18 protein-coding genes are annotated in these 17,322 nt (G+C 69.4%); 8 read left to right on the top strand and 10 right to left on the bottom strand.

Annotation, left to right across the window (positions count from 1 at the left end; translation table 11 throughout):
* Positions 1-112 precede the first annotated feature (112 nt).
* The 3 genes from ACFYWJ_RS05090 (at position 113) to ACFYWJ_RS05100 (ending at position 2,725) form a co-directional block, all read left to right on the top strand.
* The gene (locus ACFYWJ_RS05090; protein WP_355283737.1) at positions 113-1,543 is read left to right on the top strand and encodes an LCP family protein; all 1,431 of its coding nucleotides are present in this window, start codon (positions 113-115) and stop codon (positions 1,541-1,543) included.
* A 9-nt stretch (positions 1,544-1,552) separates the two neighbouring features.
* Complete coding sequence (locus ACFYWJ_RS05095; protein ID WP_355283739.1) at positions 1,553-2,092, top strand: ferritin; 540 nt, start codon at positions 1,553-1,555, stop codon at positions 2,090-2,092.
* An 84-nt stretch (positions 2,093-2,176) separates the two neighbouring features.
* Positions 2,177-2,725, top strand: coding sequence for a ferritin (locus ACFYWJ_RS05100; protein ID WP_355283742.1), 549 nt, complete (start codon positions 2,177-2,179; stop codon positions 2,723-2,725).
* Between the two features lie 248 nt (positions 2,726-2,973).
* On the opposite strand, the gene ACFYWJ_RS05105 is transcribed toward ACFYWJ_RS05100, so the two are convergent.
* From ACFYWJ_RS05105 to ACFYWJ_RS05120, 4 genes are all read right to left on the bottom strand, one after another.
* Positions 2,974-3,894 carry a DUF5926 family protein gene (locus ACFYWJ_RS05105; protein ID WP_355283744.1) on the bottom strand — a complete coding sequence of 307 codons (921 nt, stop codon included), beginning with the start codon at positions 3,892-3,894 and terminating at the stop codon, positions 2,974-2,976.
* A gap of 53 nt (positions 3,895-3,947) precedes the next feature.
* Positions 3,948-4,715 carry a glycerophosphodiester phosphodiesterase gene (locus tag ACFYWJ_RS05110; protein ID WP_355283747.1) on the bottom strand — a complete coding sequence of 256 codons (768 nt, stop codon included), beginning with the start codon at positions 4,713-4,715 and terminating at the stop codon, positions 3,948-3,950.
* The gene (locus ACFYWJ_RS05115) at positions 4,712-5,662 is read right to left on the bottom strand and encodes a DUF4328 domain-containing protein (protein ID WP_355283750.1); all 951 of its coding nucleotides are present in this window, start codon (positions 5,660-5,662) and stop codon (positions 4,712-4,714) included. The genes ACFYWJ_RS05110 and ACFYWJ_RS05115 overlap by 4 nt, the downstream gene beginning before the upstream one ends.
* Positions 5,663-5,771: 109 nt before the next feature.
* On the bottom strand, positions 5,772-6,131 hold the full coding sequence (locus ACFYWJ_RS05120) for a rhodanese-like domain-containing protein (RefSeq protein WP_355283752.1): 360 nt from the start codon (positions 6,129-6,131) through the stop codon (positions 5,772-5,774).
* A gap of 367 nt (positions 6,132-6,498) precedes the next feature.
* Here ACFYWJ_RS05120 and ACFYWJ_RS05125 point away from each other — a divergent pair, with 367 nt between their 5' ends.
* From ACFYWJ_RS05125 to ACFYWJ_RS05140, 4 genes are all read left to right on the top strand, one after another.
* Positions 6,499-7,110 (top strand): hypothetical protein, encoded by a 612-nt coding sequence (locus ACFYWJ_RS05125; protein WP_355283754.1) that lies wholly within the window; start codon positions 6,499-6,501, stop codon positions 7,108-7,110.
* A 152-nt stretch (positions 7,111-7,262) separates the two neighbouring features.
* Positions 7,263-7,886 (top strand): superoxide dismutase, encoded by a 624-nt coding sequence (locus ACFYWJ_RS05130; RefSeq protein WP_355283756.1) that lies wholly within the window; start codon positions 7,263-7,265, stop codon positions 7,884-7,886.
* 159 nt (positions 7,887-8,045) lie between these two features.
* Positions 8,046-8,573, top strand: coding sequence for a peptidase (locus tag ACFYWJ_RS05135; RefSeq protein WP_355283758.1), 528 nt, complete (start codon positions 8,046-8,048; stop codon positions 8,571-8,573).
* A 359-nt stretch (positions 8,574-8,932) separates the two neighbouring features.
* Entirely contained in the window at positions 8,933-9,646 is a 714-nt protein-coding gene (locus ACFYWJ_RS05140; RefSeq protein WP_355283761.1) for a TMEM165/GDT1 family protein, read from the top strand.
* Here ACFYWJ_RS05140 and ACFYWJ_RS05145 read toward each other — a convergent pair.
* Together ACFYWJ_RS05145 and ACFYWJ_RS05150 are read right to left on the bottom strand one after the other, a co-directional pair.
* A complete protein-coding gene (locus ACFYWJ_RS05145) occupies positions 9,622-10,266 on the bottom strand; it encodes a TetR/AcrR family transcriptional regulator (protein WP_355283764.1) in 645 nt (214 codons plus the stop codon). The two genes, ACFYWJ_RS05140 and ACFYWJ_RS05145, sit on opposite strands and share 25 nt — an antisense overlap.
* A gap of 21 nt (positions 10,267-10,287) precedes the next feature.
* Positions 10,288-11,166, bottom strand: a complete 879-nt coding sequence (locus ACFYWJ_RS05150) for an SDR family NAD(P)-dependent oxidoreductase (protein ID WP_355283767.1) — start codon at positions 11,164-11,166, stop codon at positions 10,288-10,290.
* Between the two features lie 153 nt (positions 11,167-11,319).
* Between ACFYWJ_RS05150 and ACFYWJ_RS05155 the strand changes: the two genes are divergently transcribed.
* Positions 11,320-12,087 carry an SDR family NAD(P)-dependent oxidoreductase gene (locus tag ACFYWJ_RS05155; RefSeq protein ID WP_218716139.1) on the top strand — a complete coding sequence of 256 codons (768 nt, stop codon included), beginning with the start codon at positions 11,320-11,322 and terminating at the stop codon, positions 12,085-12,087.
* A gap of 117 nt (positions 12,088-12,204) precedes the next feature.
* Here ACFYWJ_RS05155 and ACFYWJ_RS05160 read toward each other — a convergent pair whose 3' ends face one another.
* The 4 genes from ACFYWJ_RS05160 to ACFYWJ_RS05175 all read right to left on the bottom strand — a co-directional run bounded on the left by ACFYWJ_RS05160 (position 12,205) and on the right by ACFYWJ_RS05175 (position 17,237).
* Positions 12,205-13,023, bottom strand: coding sequence for a methyltransferase domain-containing protein (locus ACFYWJ_RS05160; protein ID WP_355283769.1), 819 nt, complete (start codon positions 13,021-13,023; stop codon positions 12,205-12,207).
* Between the two features lie 67 nt (positions 13,024-13,090).
* Positions 13,091-13,543 carry a GNAT family N-acetyltransferase gene (locus tag ACFYWJ_RS05165; protein WP_355283771.1) on the bottom strand — a complete coding sequence of 151 codons (453 nt, stop codon included), beginning with the start codon at positions 13,541-13,543 and terminating at the stop codon, positions 13,091-13,093.
* A gap of 126 nt (positions 13,544-13,669) precedes the next feature.
* Positions 13,670-15,628, bottom strand: coding sequence for a molecular chaperone HtpG (htpG, locus tag ACFYWJ_RS05170; RefSeq protein WP_355283774.1), 1,959 nt, complete (start codon positions 15,626-15,628; stop codon positions 13,670-13,672).
* 13 nt (positions 15,629-15,641) lie between these two features.
* Positions 15,642-17,237: a TM0106 family RecB-like putative nuclease gene (locus tag ACFYWJ_RS05175; protein WP_355283830.1), complete on the bottom strand. Its 1,596-nt coding sequence runs from the start codon at positions 17,235-17,237 to the stop codon at positions 15,642-15,644.
* Positions 17,238-17,322: the final 85 nt, after the last annotated feature.

The raw sequence follows: 17,322 nt of genomic DNA on the forward strand, positions 1-17,322 counted from the left end.
CTCACCACATCACCGCGTTTCGCGCTAACACGGGCACGCGAGCGGGGTATCCAGTAGTAACCGAGCGCGCACACCGACCCGCGCCCCCGACGATCAGTAGAGTTCCACAGTGATGAACGGCGACGATCCGCGCGATGACCCGCGCAGGCGCCGGGTGCCGCCGCCAGGCCGCCCCGGTGGTCCTGCCGTGCCGCCACCGGCGGGCCGCGGCGCTCCGCCGCGCCGACCGCTGCCCCCGGGCGGCGATCCGGCCATGCGGCGCGGAAACCCGCAGGCCGGGCGCATGCCCGCGCCCGACGAGGGTCCGACCGTGCGCTACAACCCGGCGCCGCGCCGCGAGCGTCCCGCCTCGCATATCGAGCCGACCCAGGTCCTGCATCGCGACGGCCGCGGCGATCAGCCGCTCGCCTATTCGCAGATGCCGCACGAGCAGGTGACACCGCGCGGACACGCGCCGACGCAGCGCCCGGTGCCGCATCGCGAGCCGGCCAGGCACGCGCCCACCCAGCGCCCGGTCCCCCATCACGACGCCGTCCCGCCCCGGCGGCGCACCCCACCGCCCGCCGACGCCGGCGGGCAGGTCCAGCCGCCGCGACGACGGCGCAGGCGGCATCCGTTCCGGTGGTTCCTGGTGGTCGTCGTGCTGCTGATCGTCGGCCTGGTCGCCGCGGTGGTGCACCTGGACAACTCGCTGACCCGCATCCCCGCGCTCGCCTCCTACAGCGACCGGATCGGCAATACGCCCGGCACGAACTGGCTGCTGGTCGGTTCCGACGGCCGCGGCGACCTGTCGACCGAGCAGGAGCAGGAGCTGGCGACCGGCGGCGACACCGGCCCGGAACGCACCGACACGATCATGCTGGTGCACATCCCGTCGTCCGGGCCGACCACGATGGTCAGCCTGCCGCGCGACTCCTACGTCAGCATTCCCGGCCACGGCAAGGACAAGCTGAACGCCTCGTTCGCGTTCGGCGGCCCGTCGCTGCTGGTGCAGACGGTGGAGGAAGCCACCGGCGTGCGGATCGACCACTACGCCCAGATCGGCTTCGGCGGCTTCGCCGGCGTCGTCGACGCGCTCGGCGGCATCGAGATGTGCCTGGACGAGCCGATCGTCGACCCGCTGGCCGGGCTCGACCTGCCCGCCGGCTGCCAGGAGCTGACCGGCCCCGAGGCGCTGGGTTTCGTGCGCACCAGGGCGACCCCGCGCGCGGACGTCGACCGGATGAAGCACCAGCGGATGTTCATGTCGGCGCTGCTGAAGAAGGCGACCAGCCTGGGCACCCTGGCCAATCCGTTCGCGCTGTGGCCGATGGCCACCGGCGTGGCCGGATCACTGAAAGTCGATGACGGCGACCACATCTGGAACCTGGCCGCGCTCGGCTGGGCGATGCGCGGCGACACCGTCACCACCAGCGTGCCGATCGGCGGATTCGACGACACCGACGTCGGCAACGTGCTGCTGTGGGACAAGACGAAGGCGAGCGCCTTCTTCGACGCCCTGGCCAAGGATCAACAGATTCCCGAGGACCTGCTGACGCGGTAACGTCGTTGTATGGCCGAGGACCGTTCGTTCATCGAGCTGCTGCGGGACCAGATCCGGCACGGGCTGACCGCAGCACAGCAGTATCTGGCCGCCGCCGTGTATTTCGACGCCGAGCGACTACCGGAGCTGGCCGCGCAGACCTACGCCCGCTCGGCCGAGAACCGGGGCCACGCGATGCGGATGGTCCAGTATCTGCTCGATCGCGATGTCGCGGTGACCATCGGCGGGCTCGACGAGCTGCGCTCGGAGTTCGATTCGCCGCGCGCCGCGATCGCCTTCCTGCTCGATCGGGAACGGACCGCCACCGCGCAGATCAGCGCCTTGGCCGGGGCGGCGCGCGAGGCCGAGGATTTCCTCGGCGAACAATTCGTGCAGTGGTTCCTGAAGGAACAGGTCGCCGATGTCGCGGAGATGAGCACGCTGCTCACCGTGCTGGACCGGCAGGACAATCTGTTCGACGTGGAGGAATTCATCCGGCGTGAGCTGGCAGGCGCTGTGCCAGTGGACAACACGGCGCCGAAAATGGCGGGCACAGGGCAGCTTCAGTAAGGGAATACTTGGTTAGGAAATACTTCCCTCAATAAGGTTGCACTTGGATGACAACCCCCTTTTACCAGGTCTAATGTTGCGGCCATGTCGATTCATCCGGAAGCCCCTCGCAGCAAATTCCACAGCCTGCTCCAAGACCAGATCCGGCATGAGTTCAACGCCGAGCATCAGTACATCGCCATTGCGGTGTGGTTCGACAACAACGATCTCCCGCAGCTCGCCAAGCGGTTCTACGCGCAGTCCGTCGAAGAGCGAAACCACGCGATGATGATCGTGCAGTACTTCGTCGACCGGGACATCAGCGTGGAGATCGCGGGCATCGACGCCGCGAAGTCGAGCTTCGAGACCGCCCGTGAGCCGATCGAACTGGCCCTGGCCCAGGAGAAGACGGTCACCGACCAGATCATCCGGCTGGCCAGCACCGCCCGTGAAGAGGGCGACTACCTCGGCGAGCAGTTCATGCAGTGGTTCCTGAAGGAACAGGTCGAGGAAGTCGCGCACATGACCACGCTGCTCAACATCGCCGATCGCGCCGGGTCGAACCTGTTCGACCTGGAGGCGTTCATGTGGCGTGAGCTCAGCACCCCGAAGGACGCGTCGGGCGCACCGTCCGTCGCCGGCGGCAGCGTCTGACACAGCCACCCGGATTCGGCTCGCGCACGCGAGCCGAATCCGTTGTGCGCTTCACCAGCCGGAGCCGGAACCGCCCGAGCCGGTATTGGCCAGAATGGTGCCGATGACCATCTGCGCGAGGCCGGCGACAGAACCGAGAAACTCCATTGTTGTCCCTTTCCACTTCGCCGATTGGTCGGCGTAGGCGTGAACCTAGCCGACCCGGCAAGTGAAATGGGATTATTTCATTTAGTTCAGGGTGGAAGAGTTCAGCGCAGGGTGACCTGACGCGAACGCAGTCCGTCGCGCGAGCGACGCTCCTCGCCCGACATCGGGGCATCCGAGGCCAGCGCCTCGGCCAGCCGCGCGCCGAATTCCCGTGCGGGCGTTTCCCATTCGGTCGGGTGCCGCTCGGGATCGAGATCGAACACCGGCACCAGCAGACCGTGCGTACGGAACGAGCCGGCGAAGCGCGAGCCCTCGCCCATGTGCAGGCCACCGCCGGCATGCACGCGCGCCAGCGCCAGCATCAGCTTGTCCTCGTCCTCGGGACGGACCCAGCGCACGTGCGCCTTCTCGCCCGCGTCGACCCACCAGGCCGCGCCGATGCCGTCGGCACCCAGATCCAGCCGGGCCGAGGGCATGATCGCCTGCTTGGCCTGCTCGATCGTCGCCGCCACCTGCGGATCGGGGGTCACGCCCTCGGGCACCCACCAGTCGAAGTCCTGGTGCACGGTGAGCTCGAGGTCGGCGCCCGGATCGATGACATCGGCCAGGCGCGGACCGCCCTCGACCGAATCGGCCGAGTTCAGCGACTCGCCCGGCTCGGCGGACTGGGTCCACAGGATCGCCGCGGCGATGTCGGCGTTCGGGTCGGTGCCCTGGAACTGCATCTGCGTGCCGACGAAGCCGACCGGCTCGTCACCGGCACGCACCAGCGCGGCCACCGCACCGGGCAGCACCGTCGCCAGCGTCACCTCGCGCTGCGCCGCGACACCGGGCGCCAGCTTCAAGGTCGCGGTCGCCGACGGCACGAACTCCCGCAGCGCCACCAGATCACATTCGGCAGCAAGCCCCTCGAACGGCCGCGTCACGGCCGCAGATGCCTGCTCCTGCGCCGCACGCCGCTCGGCGAGACGCTGAGCCCGATTACTGTCGGGCTTCGGACTGTTCCGCTTGCTTTTACCCACGCACGGAGTTTATGGCCGGGCGGCGCTGTCGCCGCACGCGACCCTGCGGAAACTCAGACGCCGGCCAGCAGCGCCTTCGTACGGCCCGGGTGGTTGGTGGCGACCCAGCTGACGCCCAGGTCGGCGCACAATTTCACGTCGTCGGGATCGTCGACGGTCCAGCAGTAGGTGGCCCGTCCCGCCGCGGCGGCCTTGTCGACGAGTTCGGGGTGCTCGCGCAGGGTCTTCACCGACGGGCCGACGGCGGTGGCGCCGACGGTGGTCGCCGCGCCGCCGCCGAGGAAGCGCGAGGACTCACCGAGCAGCACGGTCGGCAGCAGCGGCGCGGCGCGGCGGATCCGCCAGACCGCGGTCGCGGCGAACGACATCACCACCGCGCGGGAGTGATCGGCCGAGGCCGGCGTCGCGATGCCGAAGCGCTGCAGTTCGGCGAGCACCTTGTTCTCCACCAGCGCGCCGTAGCGCACGGGGTGCTTGGTCTCGATGAACAGCTTGGTCGGCCTGCTGCGCCAGTCGAGTACCAGGCCGATCAGATCGCTGAGGGCGAGCACGCCCGACGGCGCGTCCTCGGTGCCGAAGTTCATGTCGCGCAGCTCGGCCAGGGTCAGTTCGCTGACCAGGCCGGTGGCGTCGGAGGTGCGGTCGACGGTGCGGTCGTGCACGCAGACCAGATGACCGTCGCGGGTCAGCCGGACGTCGCATTCGACGCCGTCGGCGCCCTCTTCGAGGGCGAGCTCGTAGGCGGCGAGAGTGTGCTCGGGGCGCGCCGCGGACGCACCGCGGTGCGCGACGACGAATGGCGCCCGATTGCCCTGGCTCACTTGGCCACAACCTCCTCCTGCGTATTCTCGCCTGTTCCGGCGGAATCCGCGCGTTCACTGTCATCCTGCCCGCTCGCGGGCGCACCGGGCTGCACCGGGGCGATGACGACCTCGGCGGGATCGGCGGCCATCACCCAGCGGTGCGCCGAACGCGGCTCGCCGCGCAGGTCACGCCCTTCGAGCAGGCGCACGGTCCACAGTGTGAGCACGACGAACCCGGCCGCGCACAGATCGCTGAACGCGGTGAACGAGACGCCGTCGGCCTCGGCCTGCAGGGTCGACGCGTCGCGCCAGAGGGTGGCGGCGACGAGGATCAGACCGCTGACCGCCCAGGCCGCCCACCAGATCCGCACGGCCCGCTGGGCCCGGGGATCGGGCGCGGGCCCGAGCAGTTCGGTGAGGAAGACGCCGGGCCAGATCAGGTTCACGCCGGGCACCAGGCAGCCGAGGATCAGCGTCCAGCGGCGGCGCGGATCGCGTCTGCCCTCGGCCGCGAACCTCGCCTTGCGCGCCTCGATCAGCCAGCCGGTCAGCGCGAGCGCGGTGGCGAGCGCGCACAGCGGCGCGATGACGCCGAACACCCACACCGACATGTCGGAGATCCACAGCAACCAGCTGGGGATGAGCTTGGTGCGGTTGCGCAGCAGGATGAGGTACCGGCCGTACTCGGCGCAGGCGGCGACCAGGAAGGCCAGCGCCGTCACCACCAGCAGGACATCGCGCGAGGCGGCCAGGCCCCACAGCGGCCGCTCGGGGGTGCGGGCCGGCGCGGGCGGCGGATCGAGCAGGCCCCAGCGCGGGATCTCGGTGTAGTGCGGGGTGGGGCCGAGCGGCGCCCGCACAATCGAGGTCGCGGCCTTGCGCGCGCGATGGTCGGGCCTGCGGGCGATCCAGCGGTAGTTGCGCTGGGCGGCGGGCGCGTCGACCCGGCCCGGCGACAGCAGCACGCCACGGCACCGTGGGCACCAGTGCATCGGCGCGCCCTGTACGGCCCACCGCGCGCCACAGCGTGCACATGGTTGCACCACCGAACTCACCCGCGCACCCCGTTCCGGACTAGTAGATCTTGGCTTCGTGCTCGCCGTCGGCGACCACCGGACGGCCGGTCTGCTGCCAGGCCACCATGCCGCCCGCCACGTTCACCGCCTCGTACCCGATATGGGCCAGATACTTGACGACCTCGATCGAGCGCCCACCCTGCCTGCACACCACGTACACCTCGGCGTCGATGTCGATCTCGTCGAGCCGGGCCGGCACGTCGACCATCGGGATGTGGATCGCGCCGGGCGCGTGCCCGAGCTCCCACTCGTCGGGTTCGCGCACGTCGAGCAGCTGGGCGCCGGCGGCCGGTTCGGCGTGGTCGAACGCGGCGGGTACCGCACCCACCGGCACCGTGGGCACATCGGAGCTCGTCACGCCTCGATCCTGCCATGCCGGAAGCGAGGCCGGGCGGGGCAATGCGCGGTCTATGGATGGATCCCGGTTATCCACAGAATCCACAACTTGATCCACAGGTCCCAGCTATCGGTCAGCACACAATCATGAGGCGGGGGCTATCAGCCGAGGTGCGTCGCGCGAAGTCAGCGGCGGAACGGCCGATCCGGGACTCCCCTCCATGTCATCCCGGAGCGGCCGTTCGCCGCTGACGTCGGGATTCCGACCTCCCATCGGTCCCGACATCTACTTGGACGCGAGCCGGACCGTTTCGGTTCCATAAAAACGACATCACTAGAGAAAATCCTAAATCCTGGGATCTGGGCGGGCCGATCGGTAGCCTGAGCGCATGAACGTGAGCAGGGGGCTACTCGACAGTTTCGACATCAACGGCCTGAATACCGCTTTGTCCGAATCAACCTGTCTCGGAGTAGAGGTGGACGCCGCCGCGGGGCGGCTGCAGCTCGCTCTCGAGGTGCTGACGCTACCCGCCGACGGCGAGACGCCGATCGACACCAAAGTCCTGCTCACCTTCACCGGAGTCACCCGGGTGGCGGCGTCTCTGCGCATCCAGCGCTGGGACGACATCGACGCCCGCGTCCTCCCCCTCACCCTCGAGCAGCTCGACGAGGCCATCGAGAGTTTCGGTGGCGGCGGGCTGCACGGCTGGGAATTCATCGACCTCGACGACAGCGGCTGGACCCTGTGGAGCGAGCTGCTCAGCTTCGACACCGTGCTCGACAACCGGATCGCGGCGCACGTCATCGAGTTCTCCCAGGAAGAGGGCATCGACCCGCGCGAGCTCGACGTCCGCGTCTGGTTCGACCGGATCACCGTGACCGACCCGGCGGGCCGGGAGATCCCGATGGCCGAGTTCATCGCGGGCGGCAAGCGCTGGTGGGCCGCCCACGATTCCGGCGACCTGCGGGCCTCCAAGGCCGACGTCGCACCGCCGCTGTAGCCATCCGCCCGCGGACACCTGGGTTTCCTCCGGTGTGATTCGAAGGGAATGCAGGGCCGACCGTCTGGGGTTGCATCGAGCGGGTGTACGAATGATGGTTGGTGTGCTCGTCCGACTGGGCGCACACAGCCCGACATACGGAAAGGGACATCGTGGCCGTCTACACGCTGCCGGAACTGGACTACGACTTCGGCGCACTGGAGCCGCACATCTCCGGTCAGATCAACGAGATCCACTACACCAAGCACCACGCCGCCTACGTCGCGGGCGCCAACAAGGCGCTGGAGCAGCTCGAAGAGGCCCGCGAGAGCGGCGACCTGGCGAACATCCTCCTGCTGGAGAAGAACCTGGCGTTCCACCTGGGTGGTCACTACAACCACTCCGTCTGGTGGAAGAACCTCTCCCCCAACGGTGGCGACCAGCCCGACGGTGACCTCGCCGCCGCGATCGCCGACCAGTTCGGTTCGTTCGACAAGTTCCGCGCGCAGTTCACCGCTGCCGCGAACGGCCTGCAGGGCTCCGGCTGGGCCGTCCTGGGTTACGACACCCTGGGCCAGAAGCTGCTGACCTTCCAGCTGTACGACCAGCAGGCCAACGTGCCGACCGGCATCATCCCGCTGCTGCAGGTCGACATGTGGGAGCACGCCTTCTACCTGCAGTACAAGAACGTCAAGGCCGACTACGTGACCGCGTTCTGGAACGTCGTCAACTGGGCCGACGTGCAGGACCGCTTCGCCCGCGCCGTGTCGCAGGGCAAGGGCCTCATCTTCGGCTGAGTTCCTCCGCCTCTCGCGAAAGACCCCCAGCGTTCGCTGGGGGTCTTTTGCGTGGATCGACCGGATTACTGGCACTCAGTGGTACTTGTGTGCCAGATGGGTTTCGGGCTATTCCTGAGGTACCGGGCAGCGCAGCCCCCGGATAGTCGGGAGGCCATCATGACGACACACGGTCCGATCGGGATCACGCCCTTCCAGGCGCGCGGTCACCTCCAGGGATTCGTGGTTTCGGGCCGCTGGCCGGATACCACCAAGGAATGGGCGCAGGTCCTGGTGCTCGCGGTCCGGGTGGCCTCGATGCCCGGCCTGCTGACGACCTCGACGGTGTTCGGGGTGCGCGAGGAGCTGCCCGACGATCCGGAACCGGGCACGGTCGGACTGGTGCTGGCCGAGGGGCCGGTGCTGGGCGAGGAAGCGATCCAGCCCGGCCGGTTCGCCGCGCACGTGCCGCCCGCGCTGCTGATGCTGCATCCGCCGTCGGAGACCCGGCCGTCGCTGCCCGAGTGCACCGGCGCCGCCTCGGGCTGCGTGCTGCTGCCCGGCGTGCCGCATCTGGGTCTCGAGCACCGCGCGGCCTGGGCCGAGGCCGAGCTCGACGGCACGGTCACCTCGCTGGTGAGCCGGGTCGGGATGGATCTGATCAGCGATCCCGACACCGCCGTGCTGGCGATGTTGCTGGCGGCCTGAGGCTTTCGCGACCGAGGTCTGGCGAACGCTCGGCAACGGGCGTCCGCGACCCGGAATTCAGGGATACCGAACTATTCGGGCCGCACAGCCAAACTTACTGCGGCCATTGCGATTTCGCTCATAAGGAGTTGGCATCCCGACAGCTATCGGGCTAGGGTGGACAGCAGCGAAGGGGAGTAGCCCGCAATCGCGCAGTCGACATACTGATCGGCGCCACATTCGGCGCGATCCGGCTGCGTGAACCGGTCACCACCGGTGGGCGAGACCTTCGGCCACGAACCGATCCGTCGACCGGTGTGGCTGGAGGCGCACCCGTTTCTTCAGCCGCAGGCCGGAGTACCACCCTGGGAGCTGAATTCATGATCGCCACGATCCTGCTGAGCTTCGGCGTGCTCTTCCTCGCCGAGCTGGGCGACAAATCGCAGCTGATGGCGCTCACCTTCTCGCTGCGCTATCGCTGGTGGGTGGTGCTGTCCGGCATCACCGTCGCCAGTGTCGCCGTCAATCTGATCGCCGCCGGTGTCGGACATTTCCTCGGCACCGCGCTGCCCGCGAACGCCATCGCCGTCGTCACCGCGCTCACGCTGCTGGTCGTCGGCCTGTGGACGCTGCGCGACGCCATCGGCGCCGGCGAGGACAGCGACGACGCGCCCCCGCCCAGCACGCGCAACGCCTTCCTGGTCGTCATCTCCGCCTTCATGCTCGCCGAACTCGGCGACCGCACCATGTTCGCCGCCGCCGCCCTGGCCTCCAAGAACGGCTGGCTGGCGGTGTGGATCGGCTCGACCCTCGGCATGGTCGCGGCGGGTGCCCTGGCGATCCTGGTCGGCAAGCTCGCGGGCAAGCACCTGCCCGAACGCGGCATCGCCTTCGCCTCCGGCCTGCTGTTCCTGTTCTTCGCCGCCAAGACGATCCTCGACGCGTTCGTCCCCGGCCTCGGCGGCTGGGGTTCGACCGGCCTGGCGCTGGCCGTCCCGGCCGTGGTCGGCCTCGGCATCGGCGCCTGGCGGTTCGCCCGGCCCGGCAGGACCGCCGCGCCGATCGCGGATCAGCCGGCGAACGCGTTGCCGTAGACGGCGCCCGAGCGGCGGGCCAGGTCGATCAGCGGTTCCTTCAGGGCGCGCAGGCCCTCCAGGTCGTCGGCGGCGATCTTGCCGGTGACCATGGCGCCGATGGCGGCGGCCAGGGTGGCGCAGGCGAACTGCTGCTCGTCGGTCTGGGCGCCGAGCATGGCGGCGACGACCGCGACGAAGCGGCTCTGCAGTTCCATCCTGGCCTGGACCGCCGACGGCCCGACCGCGTACACCTCCATCAGGAACAGCCTGGCCGAGGCCGGATCGTCGATCATGTGGTCGAAGTAGGCGGTGAGGATCGCGTCCATTCTGGTGAACGCGTCGGCGTCGGCGGTGTCGGCGATGACGCCCTGCAGCCGCCCGGCCAGCAGGCCGGAGACCCGGTCGAAGGCCGCGGCGAAGCAGTCCTCCTTGGAGCGGAACAGCTCGTAGAACGTCTCGCGGGAGACCCCGGCCCGTTTGAGCACGGCCGCGACCGGCGTGCCGACATAGCCGCCTTCGGTCATCGCCTCGCCCATCGCGACGAGGATGCGTTCCCGCTGGGAGGCGACCACTTCTTCACGCGAGAGGTGGTGCCGTCCGCGCGGGAGCTGGCGCAGGGTGGATGCCGAATCGCTCATCGTCGAACTCCGTGCTCGAGGTCAGGCTTGCCGTTCCATTCTGCGTGGTCGGGCAGGCTGGGTGGTGGTGAAGGGGGCGTCCTCGGTGCGCGCGATCTCGATCGCGCGAGCGACCCGGTTGCCGAGCAACCGCTGCACCAGCTGCTGCGCCAAGGGTCGCACCGGCAGCACGAGCGACACCCACCAGGGTGAGACGACGCTCTTGCGCCTGCGCGCGATCGCCCGGACCAATGCGTCCACGGCAGGCCCGATCGGCGAGGTGCCGGTCAGGCTGATCTCACGCAGGCCGGTGTGTGCCGCCGCGGTGCCGAAGCCGCGCCGGGTCATCTCGGTGTCGATCTCGGCGAAGTAGCTGACGCCGACGCGCGCGCCGGTCGGGCGCAGCTCGCAGCGCAGGGTGCCCGCCAGCGATTCGACCGCGGCCGCCGAGGCGCTGTAGGCGCCGGCCAGCGGCAACTGCACCGCCGTGGAGATCGACGACATCATCAGGACGTAGCCGCCGGGACGGGCCAGATGCGGGCCGGCGGCCTGCACGGCGTACGCGACGCCGAGCACGTTGACCGCGAGGGTCTCCTCCAGCACGCCCGGGTCGCCACCGATCATCGGCATCTGCTTGGCGATACCCGCGTTGGCGACGAGCACGTCGAGTCCGCCGAGTTCGGCGACCAGCGCCTCGACCACCCGGTCGACCTGGGCGCGGTCGGCGACGTCGCAGTAGCGCCACGGGGCGTCGCCGCATTCGGCGGCCACCTCAGCCAGCAGTTCCGGTTCCAGTCCGAGCAGCGCGACGTGGGCGCCCTGCGCGGTGAGCTTGCGGGCGAGTGCGGCCCCGATACCGCGAGCTGCCCCGGTGATCAGGACCTTGCGTCCGGCCACCGTCGGAGCGGCGAACGATCTCATGAACGCACGTTACCACCGGAAAACAGCCCTGTTCGCTGGTATTTTCGCAGCTGATCCGGCAGCGTCGGTGGGCGTGATGGGCACCTCACCGGAAACCCGCTAGGGTGCCAATTGACGAAGTGCCAACTAGCAGTCATGAACGAGAGGACCATCGTGGAGATTTCGGGTTCCGCCGCCATCGTCACCGGAGGCGCATCCGGCCTCGGTGCCGCGACCGCCAAGCGTCTGGCCGACGCCGGCGCCACCGTCTTCGGTCTCGACGTCCCGGCGTCGATCGAGCGCGCCGGCGACAACGTCCCCGCGGGTGTCACCCTGATCGCGGCCGATGTGACCAGCGGCGACGAGGTCGCCGCCGCGATCGCCCAGATCACCGAGGGCCCCGCCCCGCTGCGCATCGTGGTCAACTGCGCCGGTGTCGGCTGGGCCGGTCGCATCCTGTCCAAGAACGGCCCGCACGACCTGGAGCTGTTCCGCACCGTCATCACCGTGAACCTGCTCGGCACGTTCAACGTGATGCGCCTGGCCGCCGACGCCATCGCCAAGACCGAGCCGGTCGACGAGTACGGCCAGCGCGGCGTGGTCATCAACACCGCGTCGGTCGCGGCGTTCGAGGGCCAGATCGGCCAGATCGCCTACTCCGCCTCCAAGGGTGGCGTGCACGGCATGACCGTCCCCGCCGCGCGCGACCTCGCCCAGTTCGGCATCCGCGTGAACACCATCGCCCCCGGCATCATCGACACCCCGATGCTGGCCGGCGTCACCGAGGAGTACCGCAAGGGCCTCGAGGCGGGCGTCCCGTTCCCGTCGCGCCTCGGCCGCCCGGACGAGTACGCCCAGCTCGTCGAGTACATCGCGAGCCACGACTACCTCAACGGCGAGACCATCCGCATGGATGGCGCCCTGCGCATGGCCCCGCGCTAGAACGCTCCCCGCGACTTTCGCCGATCGGGACCACCTCGTCGGCTGACCGATCCATGCGGCCGTCGCGGAGACATCGATGACTGCCCGCTGCCGTTTTCGGCGGCGGGCAGTTGTCGTTCAGGCCGCCGGAACCGTGCCGACGCCGAAGAGGGCCGTGGTGAACAGCGGTGTGTTCGCGCGGTAGGTGACCGTGAGGTGCTCGATGGCCGCCTCGGTGCGGCGTTCCCATTCCGCTTCGCCCACTTCGTGTCTGAGCGTGGTCAGCGGGGCGCTGCTGCGGGTCATGGTGTCCCACAGCGCCGCCGCGTCCGGGAAGTGGACCTCGACGGTGTGCGGGCGGATCGTCACCGCCTCGAATCCGGCGGCGCGCAGCTCGGCCTCGAAGACGGCCGGGTTCTCCAGGCCGCGCGCGTTCGGCTGCGGCAGTGCGGCGTTCGGGTCGCCTGCGGTCAGCGCGCCGTAGAGCGCGCGCATCAGCGAGGAGTCGACGGCGGGCGCCCAGGCGGTGACGACCGCGGTGGCGCCGGGGCGCAGCACCCGGCGGAGCTCGGCGAAACCCTGCGGCCGGTCGGCGAAGAACATGAGGCCGAACAGGGAGAATCCGGCGTCGAAGCGGCCGTCCGGATACGGCAGGTCCTGGCCGTCGCCGACCTGCGCGGTGATCGTGGTGTGCCCGGCGAGTTCGGCCGCCGCCGTGAGCTGTTCGATCATCGGGGCCGAGACATCGATCGCGTCGACCCGCGCGCCCTTGGCCGCGGCCGCGAGGCTGAGCAGCCCCGTTCCGGCGGCGACGTCGACGATCACGGAATACGTTCCCGGCGTCACCAATTCGAGCGCGCGCTCCGCGAACGGACCGAGCACGGTCGCCGCCGCCGCGGCGTACCCTTCGGCCACCAGATCCCACGGCTGTGCCGTGACCGACGTCCCCTCCGACATGTCCGACCGTTCCTCTCGCTCCGCGATCGATGCCGCGACCAGACTACGTTTTTCGCCTCGTACGGTGTCAGAGAGTGCGTTCGAAGGTGATCAGCGCGCGGCCGGGGCCGTTGTAGTCGGGGACCGGGCCGGTGACGGTGAAGCCGAGGCTGCGATGGAAATCGATCGAGGTGAAATTGGCCGGAGCGGTGATGGCGGTGACCACCTTGCGGCCGTCGGCCCTGGCCAGCTCGAAGAATTCGTCGTAGAGGGTGCGGCCGAGCCCGACTTTGCGGGCATCGGGGCGGACGCCGACGAAATGGATGTAGGCCGCGTCGGGATCGGACGGGGAACCGAAACCGATGAGGAAACCGGAGATTCCGTCGTCGTCGGTCGCCACCAGGCTGGTGCGATGGAAGTGGTCGAGGAACAACCTCGGCAGGCTCGGGACCACGGTTCTGCCCCACCAGTGATCGACCACCCCGATCAGGCCGTCGTAGTCACCGGGCCGCGCCCGGCGGATCACATGCCCCGCCGCCATCCCTCCATAGTGCGGCTTGCGGGGCCGGTCGGCACCCGTATTCCGCACAGCGAGTGCAGCTCTTGTCCGCGACCCACGATGGCCGCTCCGGACGAGCGGCCATCGTGGGTGCGTGTTCGAGCTGCCTCAGACGGTGCGGGTCAGGCGCTCCGTCAGCAGCTGCGCGAAACGAGCCGGGTCCTTGAGCTCGCCGCCCTCGGCGAGAACCGCGGTGCCGTAGAGCAGTTCGGCGGTCTCGGCGAGCTCGGGCACCTTGCCCTCGTCGGCATCGGACTTGCGCGCGTCGTAGGCGTCGCGCAGGCCGGTGACCAGCGGGTGGGTCGGGTTGAGCTCGAGGATGCGCTTGGATTCCGGCAGCGCCTGGCCCGAGGCGCGGTACATGCGCTCGAGCATCGGGGTGAAGTCGAAGACGTCACCGACCAGGCAGGCCGGGGAGGTGGTGAGCCGGTTGGTCAGGCGCACCTCCTTGGCGACCTCGTCGAGGGTCGAACCGAGCCAGGTGAGCAGATCGGCGAAGTCCTTGTCCTGCTGCTCGCGCAGGGCCTCGGTCTCCTTCTTCTCGTCCTCGGTCTCCAGGTCGACCTCGCCCTTGGCGATCGACTGGAACGTCTTGCCGTCGAACTCCGGCACCGAGCCGACCCACATCTCGTCGACGGGGTCGGTCAGCACCAGCACCTCGCGGCCCTTGGCCTTGAACGCCTCCAGGTGCGGCGAGTTCTCCACCTGCGCACGGCTTTCGCCGGTCATGTAGTAGATCGCGTCCTGGCCCTCCGGCATCCGCTCGACGTACTGCTTCAACGTCGTGAGCTCGGAGTCCGAGGCGGTCGAGGCGAAAGACGAGACCGTGAGCAGGGTTTCGCGGTTGTCGGTGTCGGAGAGCAAGCCCTCCTTGAGCACCCGGCCGAACTGGGTCCAGAAGGTCTGGTACTTCGTCTGGTCCTCGGCGCCCTGCAGGTCCTTGACCGTCGACAGCACCTTCTTGACCAGGCGCTTGCGGATCATCTGGATCTGGCGGTCCTGCTGCAGGATCTCGCGGGAGACGTTGAGCGAGAGGTCCTGCGCGTCCACCACACCCTTGACGAAGCGCAGGTACTCCGGCATCAGCTCTTCGCAGTTGTCCATGATGAACACCCGGCGCACGTAGAGCTGCACGCCGCGCTTGTGCTCGCGGGTGAACAGGTCGAACGGCGCGGTCGACGGGACGAACAGCAGGGCCTGGTACTCGAAGGTGCCCTCGGCCTTCATCGGGATGATCTCGAGCGGCTCGTCCCAGGCGTGGCTGACGTGGTGGTAGAACTCCTTGTACTCCTCGTCGGTCACCTCGCTCCGCGGCCGGGTCCACAGCGCCTTCTGCGAGTTGAGGGTCTGGTCCTCGACGATGGTCTTCTCGACCTTGTCCTCGCCCTCGCCCTCCATCACCGTGCGCTCGACCTGCATGCGGATCGGCCAGGCGATGAAATCGGAGTACTTGCGGACGATCTCGCGCAGCTTCCATTCCTGCGTGTAGTCGAAGAGGTGATCGTCCTCGTCGGCAGGCTTGAGCTCGAGGGTGACCGAGGTGCCCTGCGGCGCGTCGGCGACGGTGTCGATCTCGTAGGTGGAGCTGCCCGCGGCGGCGTTCCAGCGGGTGCCCTCGGCCTCGCCCGCCTTGCGGGTGGTGAGCGTGACCCGGTCGGCGACCATGAAGGTGGAGTAGAAGCCGATGCCGAACTGGCCGATCAGCTCCTCGGCGGCGGCGTCGGACTTGGCCTCGGTGAGCTTGCGGCGCAGCTCGGCGGTGCCGGACTTGGCGAGGGTGCCGATCAGATCGATCACCTCGGCGCGGGACATGCCGATGCCGTTGTCGCGGACGGTCAGGATGCGCTTGTCGGCGTCGACCTCGAGCTCGATGTGCAGGTCGGAGGTGTCGGCGACGAGGTCCTTGTCCTGGAACGTGGCCAGCTTCAGCTTGTCCAGCGCGTCGGAGGCGTTCGAGATCAGCTCCCGCAGGAACGTGTCTTTGTTGGAGTAGACCGAGTGGATCATCAGCTCCAGCAGCTGGTGGGTCTCGGCCTGGAACTCGAGGGTTTCGACATGCTCTGTCACGCCCCCGATCGTATTACCGCCCGAAATCCGCCAGGGAGGGAACCTCGTCGGCGGCTCGCTCGGTCATCCAGTCGCGCAGGACCTGGGTGGCGCGCACGTCGTCCTCGTTGTATTCGAACAGGCGGGTGCGCTGGGACAGGTCGGATTCGGCGTCGTAGCCGACGGCGCGGCGGTACCAGCCCATCGAAGCCTCGCCGCCCGCCTCCGGGTCGCGCCAGGCGAAGCCGGCGACCGGGGCGATCTTCTTCAGGCCCTTGCCGTTGGGGCAGATGAACTGGTCGGTGACGGCCTGGAACATGTCGACCCACTCGGGCGAATCGACGAACGCGCGCACCTGCTCGTGCGTCGGCACACCCGGCCTGCCCGCGAACCGGCGGGCCGACTCGTAGAGCCACTTGTCCTCGGCGGTGCGGGAGTAGCAGTAGGCGGCGAAGGTCTTGCCCGCGGCGTGGGCCTCGGCCCGCACGCCCATGAGCCAGGTCCAGAACTCGCCGAAGGAGCGGCCCTCGTCCTCGGTGGGCAGCGGGTCCCAGGTGACGAACGGCCGGTAGACGTCGTCGAGCAGGGTGCCCCACAGGTAGGCGCCGTCCTCCTGGTAGCTCTCCAGGTCGACGTCGACCTCCACGTCGGCGCGGCGCACGCTCACCGTGTCGAAGCGGCGCACCAGCGGCGCGCCCTCGATCCAGGCGCGGGCGGTGACCACGGTCTCGGAGAACGGGCCGTGCTGCCAGTCCTCCGGGTCGTCCCCGGTCCAGGCGGCCAGCTCGTCGACGGTCTGCACGCCGTGTACCCGCAGCACGTCGGCCCGGGAGCCGGGCGCGACCAGGCTGACATCGCGCATCAGCGCCAGCTGCCCCTCGCAGCTCGGCGCACCGTCGGCCCCGCGCACCCACCACGGGCACTGCCTGCACTCGGGCACCTTCGACGGCTGGGTCGGCAGCTCGCCGCGCACCACCGCGATCCGGTCGCCGTAGCGCTGGTCGTAGTCGGCAAGGACATTGGTCAGGTCGTGCACGAGGATGCGGTCGAAGGCCAGGCCGATCGCGCCGCCGAGCAGGGCCGGACTGGCCATGCCGTGGCGCTGCAGCATCCGGTACAGATGCGCGATGCGCTGCTGGTCGCGCGGCTGCGGACGCAGCTTCACGTGCTTGTCGCGGCGAGGCTGCCAGCGGAACAGCTCGGAGGTCAGCGGGTGGAAATCGGCCGGGTCGGGCCTGCGCGGGTCGGTGACCTTGTGGTTGACCACGATGATCGGGATATAGCCGCCGCGGTCGTCGTCACGGAGCAGGAACTCGGCGCCGCCGCGACGGCCGGTATCGGGTTCCTGCGGCAGCAGCCCACCCCAGATGCGGGCGGCACCCGCCTCCATGGCGGCCATCGTCGCCGCGGCCTTCTCCCCCGCGCGCAGCCGCGGGTCGATCACCACCCACTCGGCGGGTGCCGCGGCGACCAGCTCGTCGCGGACCTTGAGCCGGTGCGCGGCGGCGGCCTCGCGGCGCTGCTGGACGCCCGGATCCTCCCTGACCTCGGCGATGGTGCCCGGATGCTCGGCGTCCAGGCGCAGGCGATGCCTGCACCCGATCAGCGAGCGCGCGTCCAGGAAGGCGATCCGGGACTCGGCGACCCCGGTGTCGGTACCTCGATCGAGCGCAGCGGAAGCGGGGGCCGGGCGATGCACCGGCCCGCCGTCGAAG

It is taken from the genome of Nocardia sp. NPDC003269 (assembly GCF_042888005.1).
In the GTDB taxonomy this organism is placed as follows: Bacteria; Actinomycetota; Actinomycetes; order Mycobacteriales; family Mycobacteriaceae; genus Nocardia.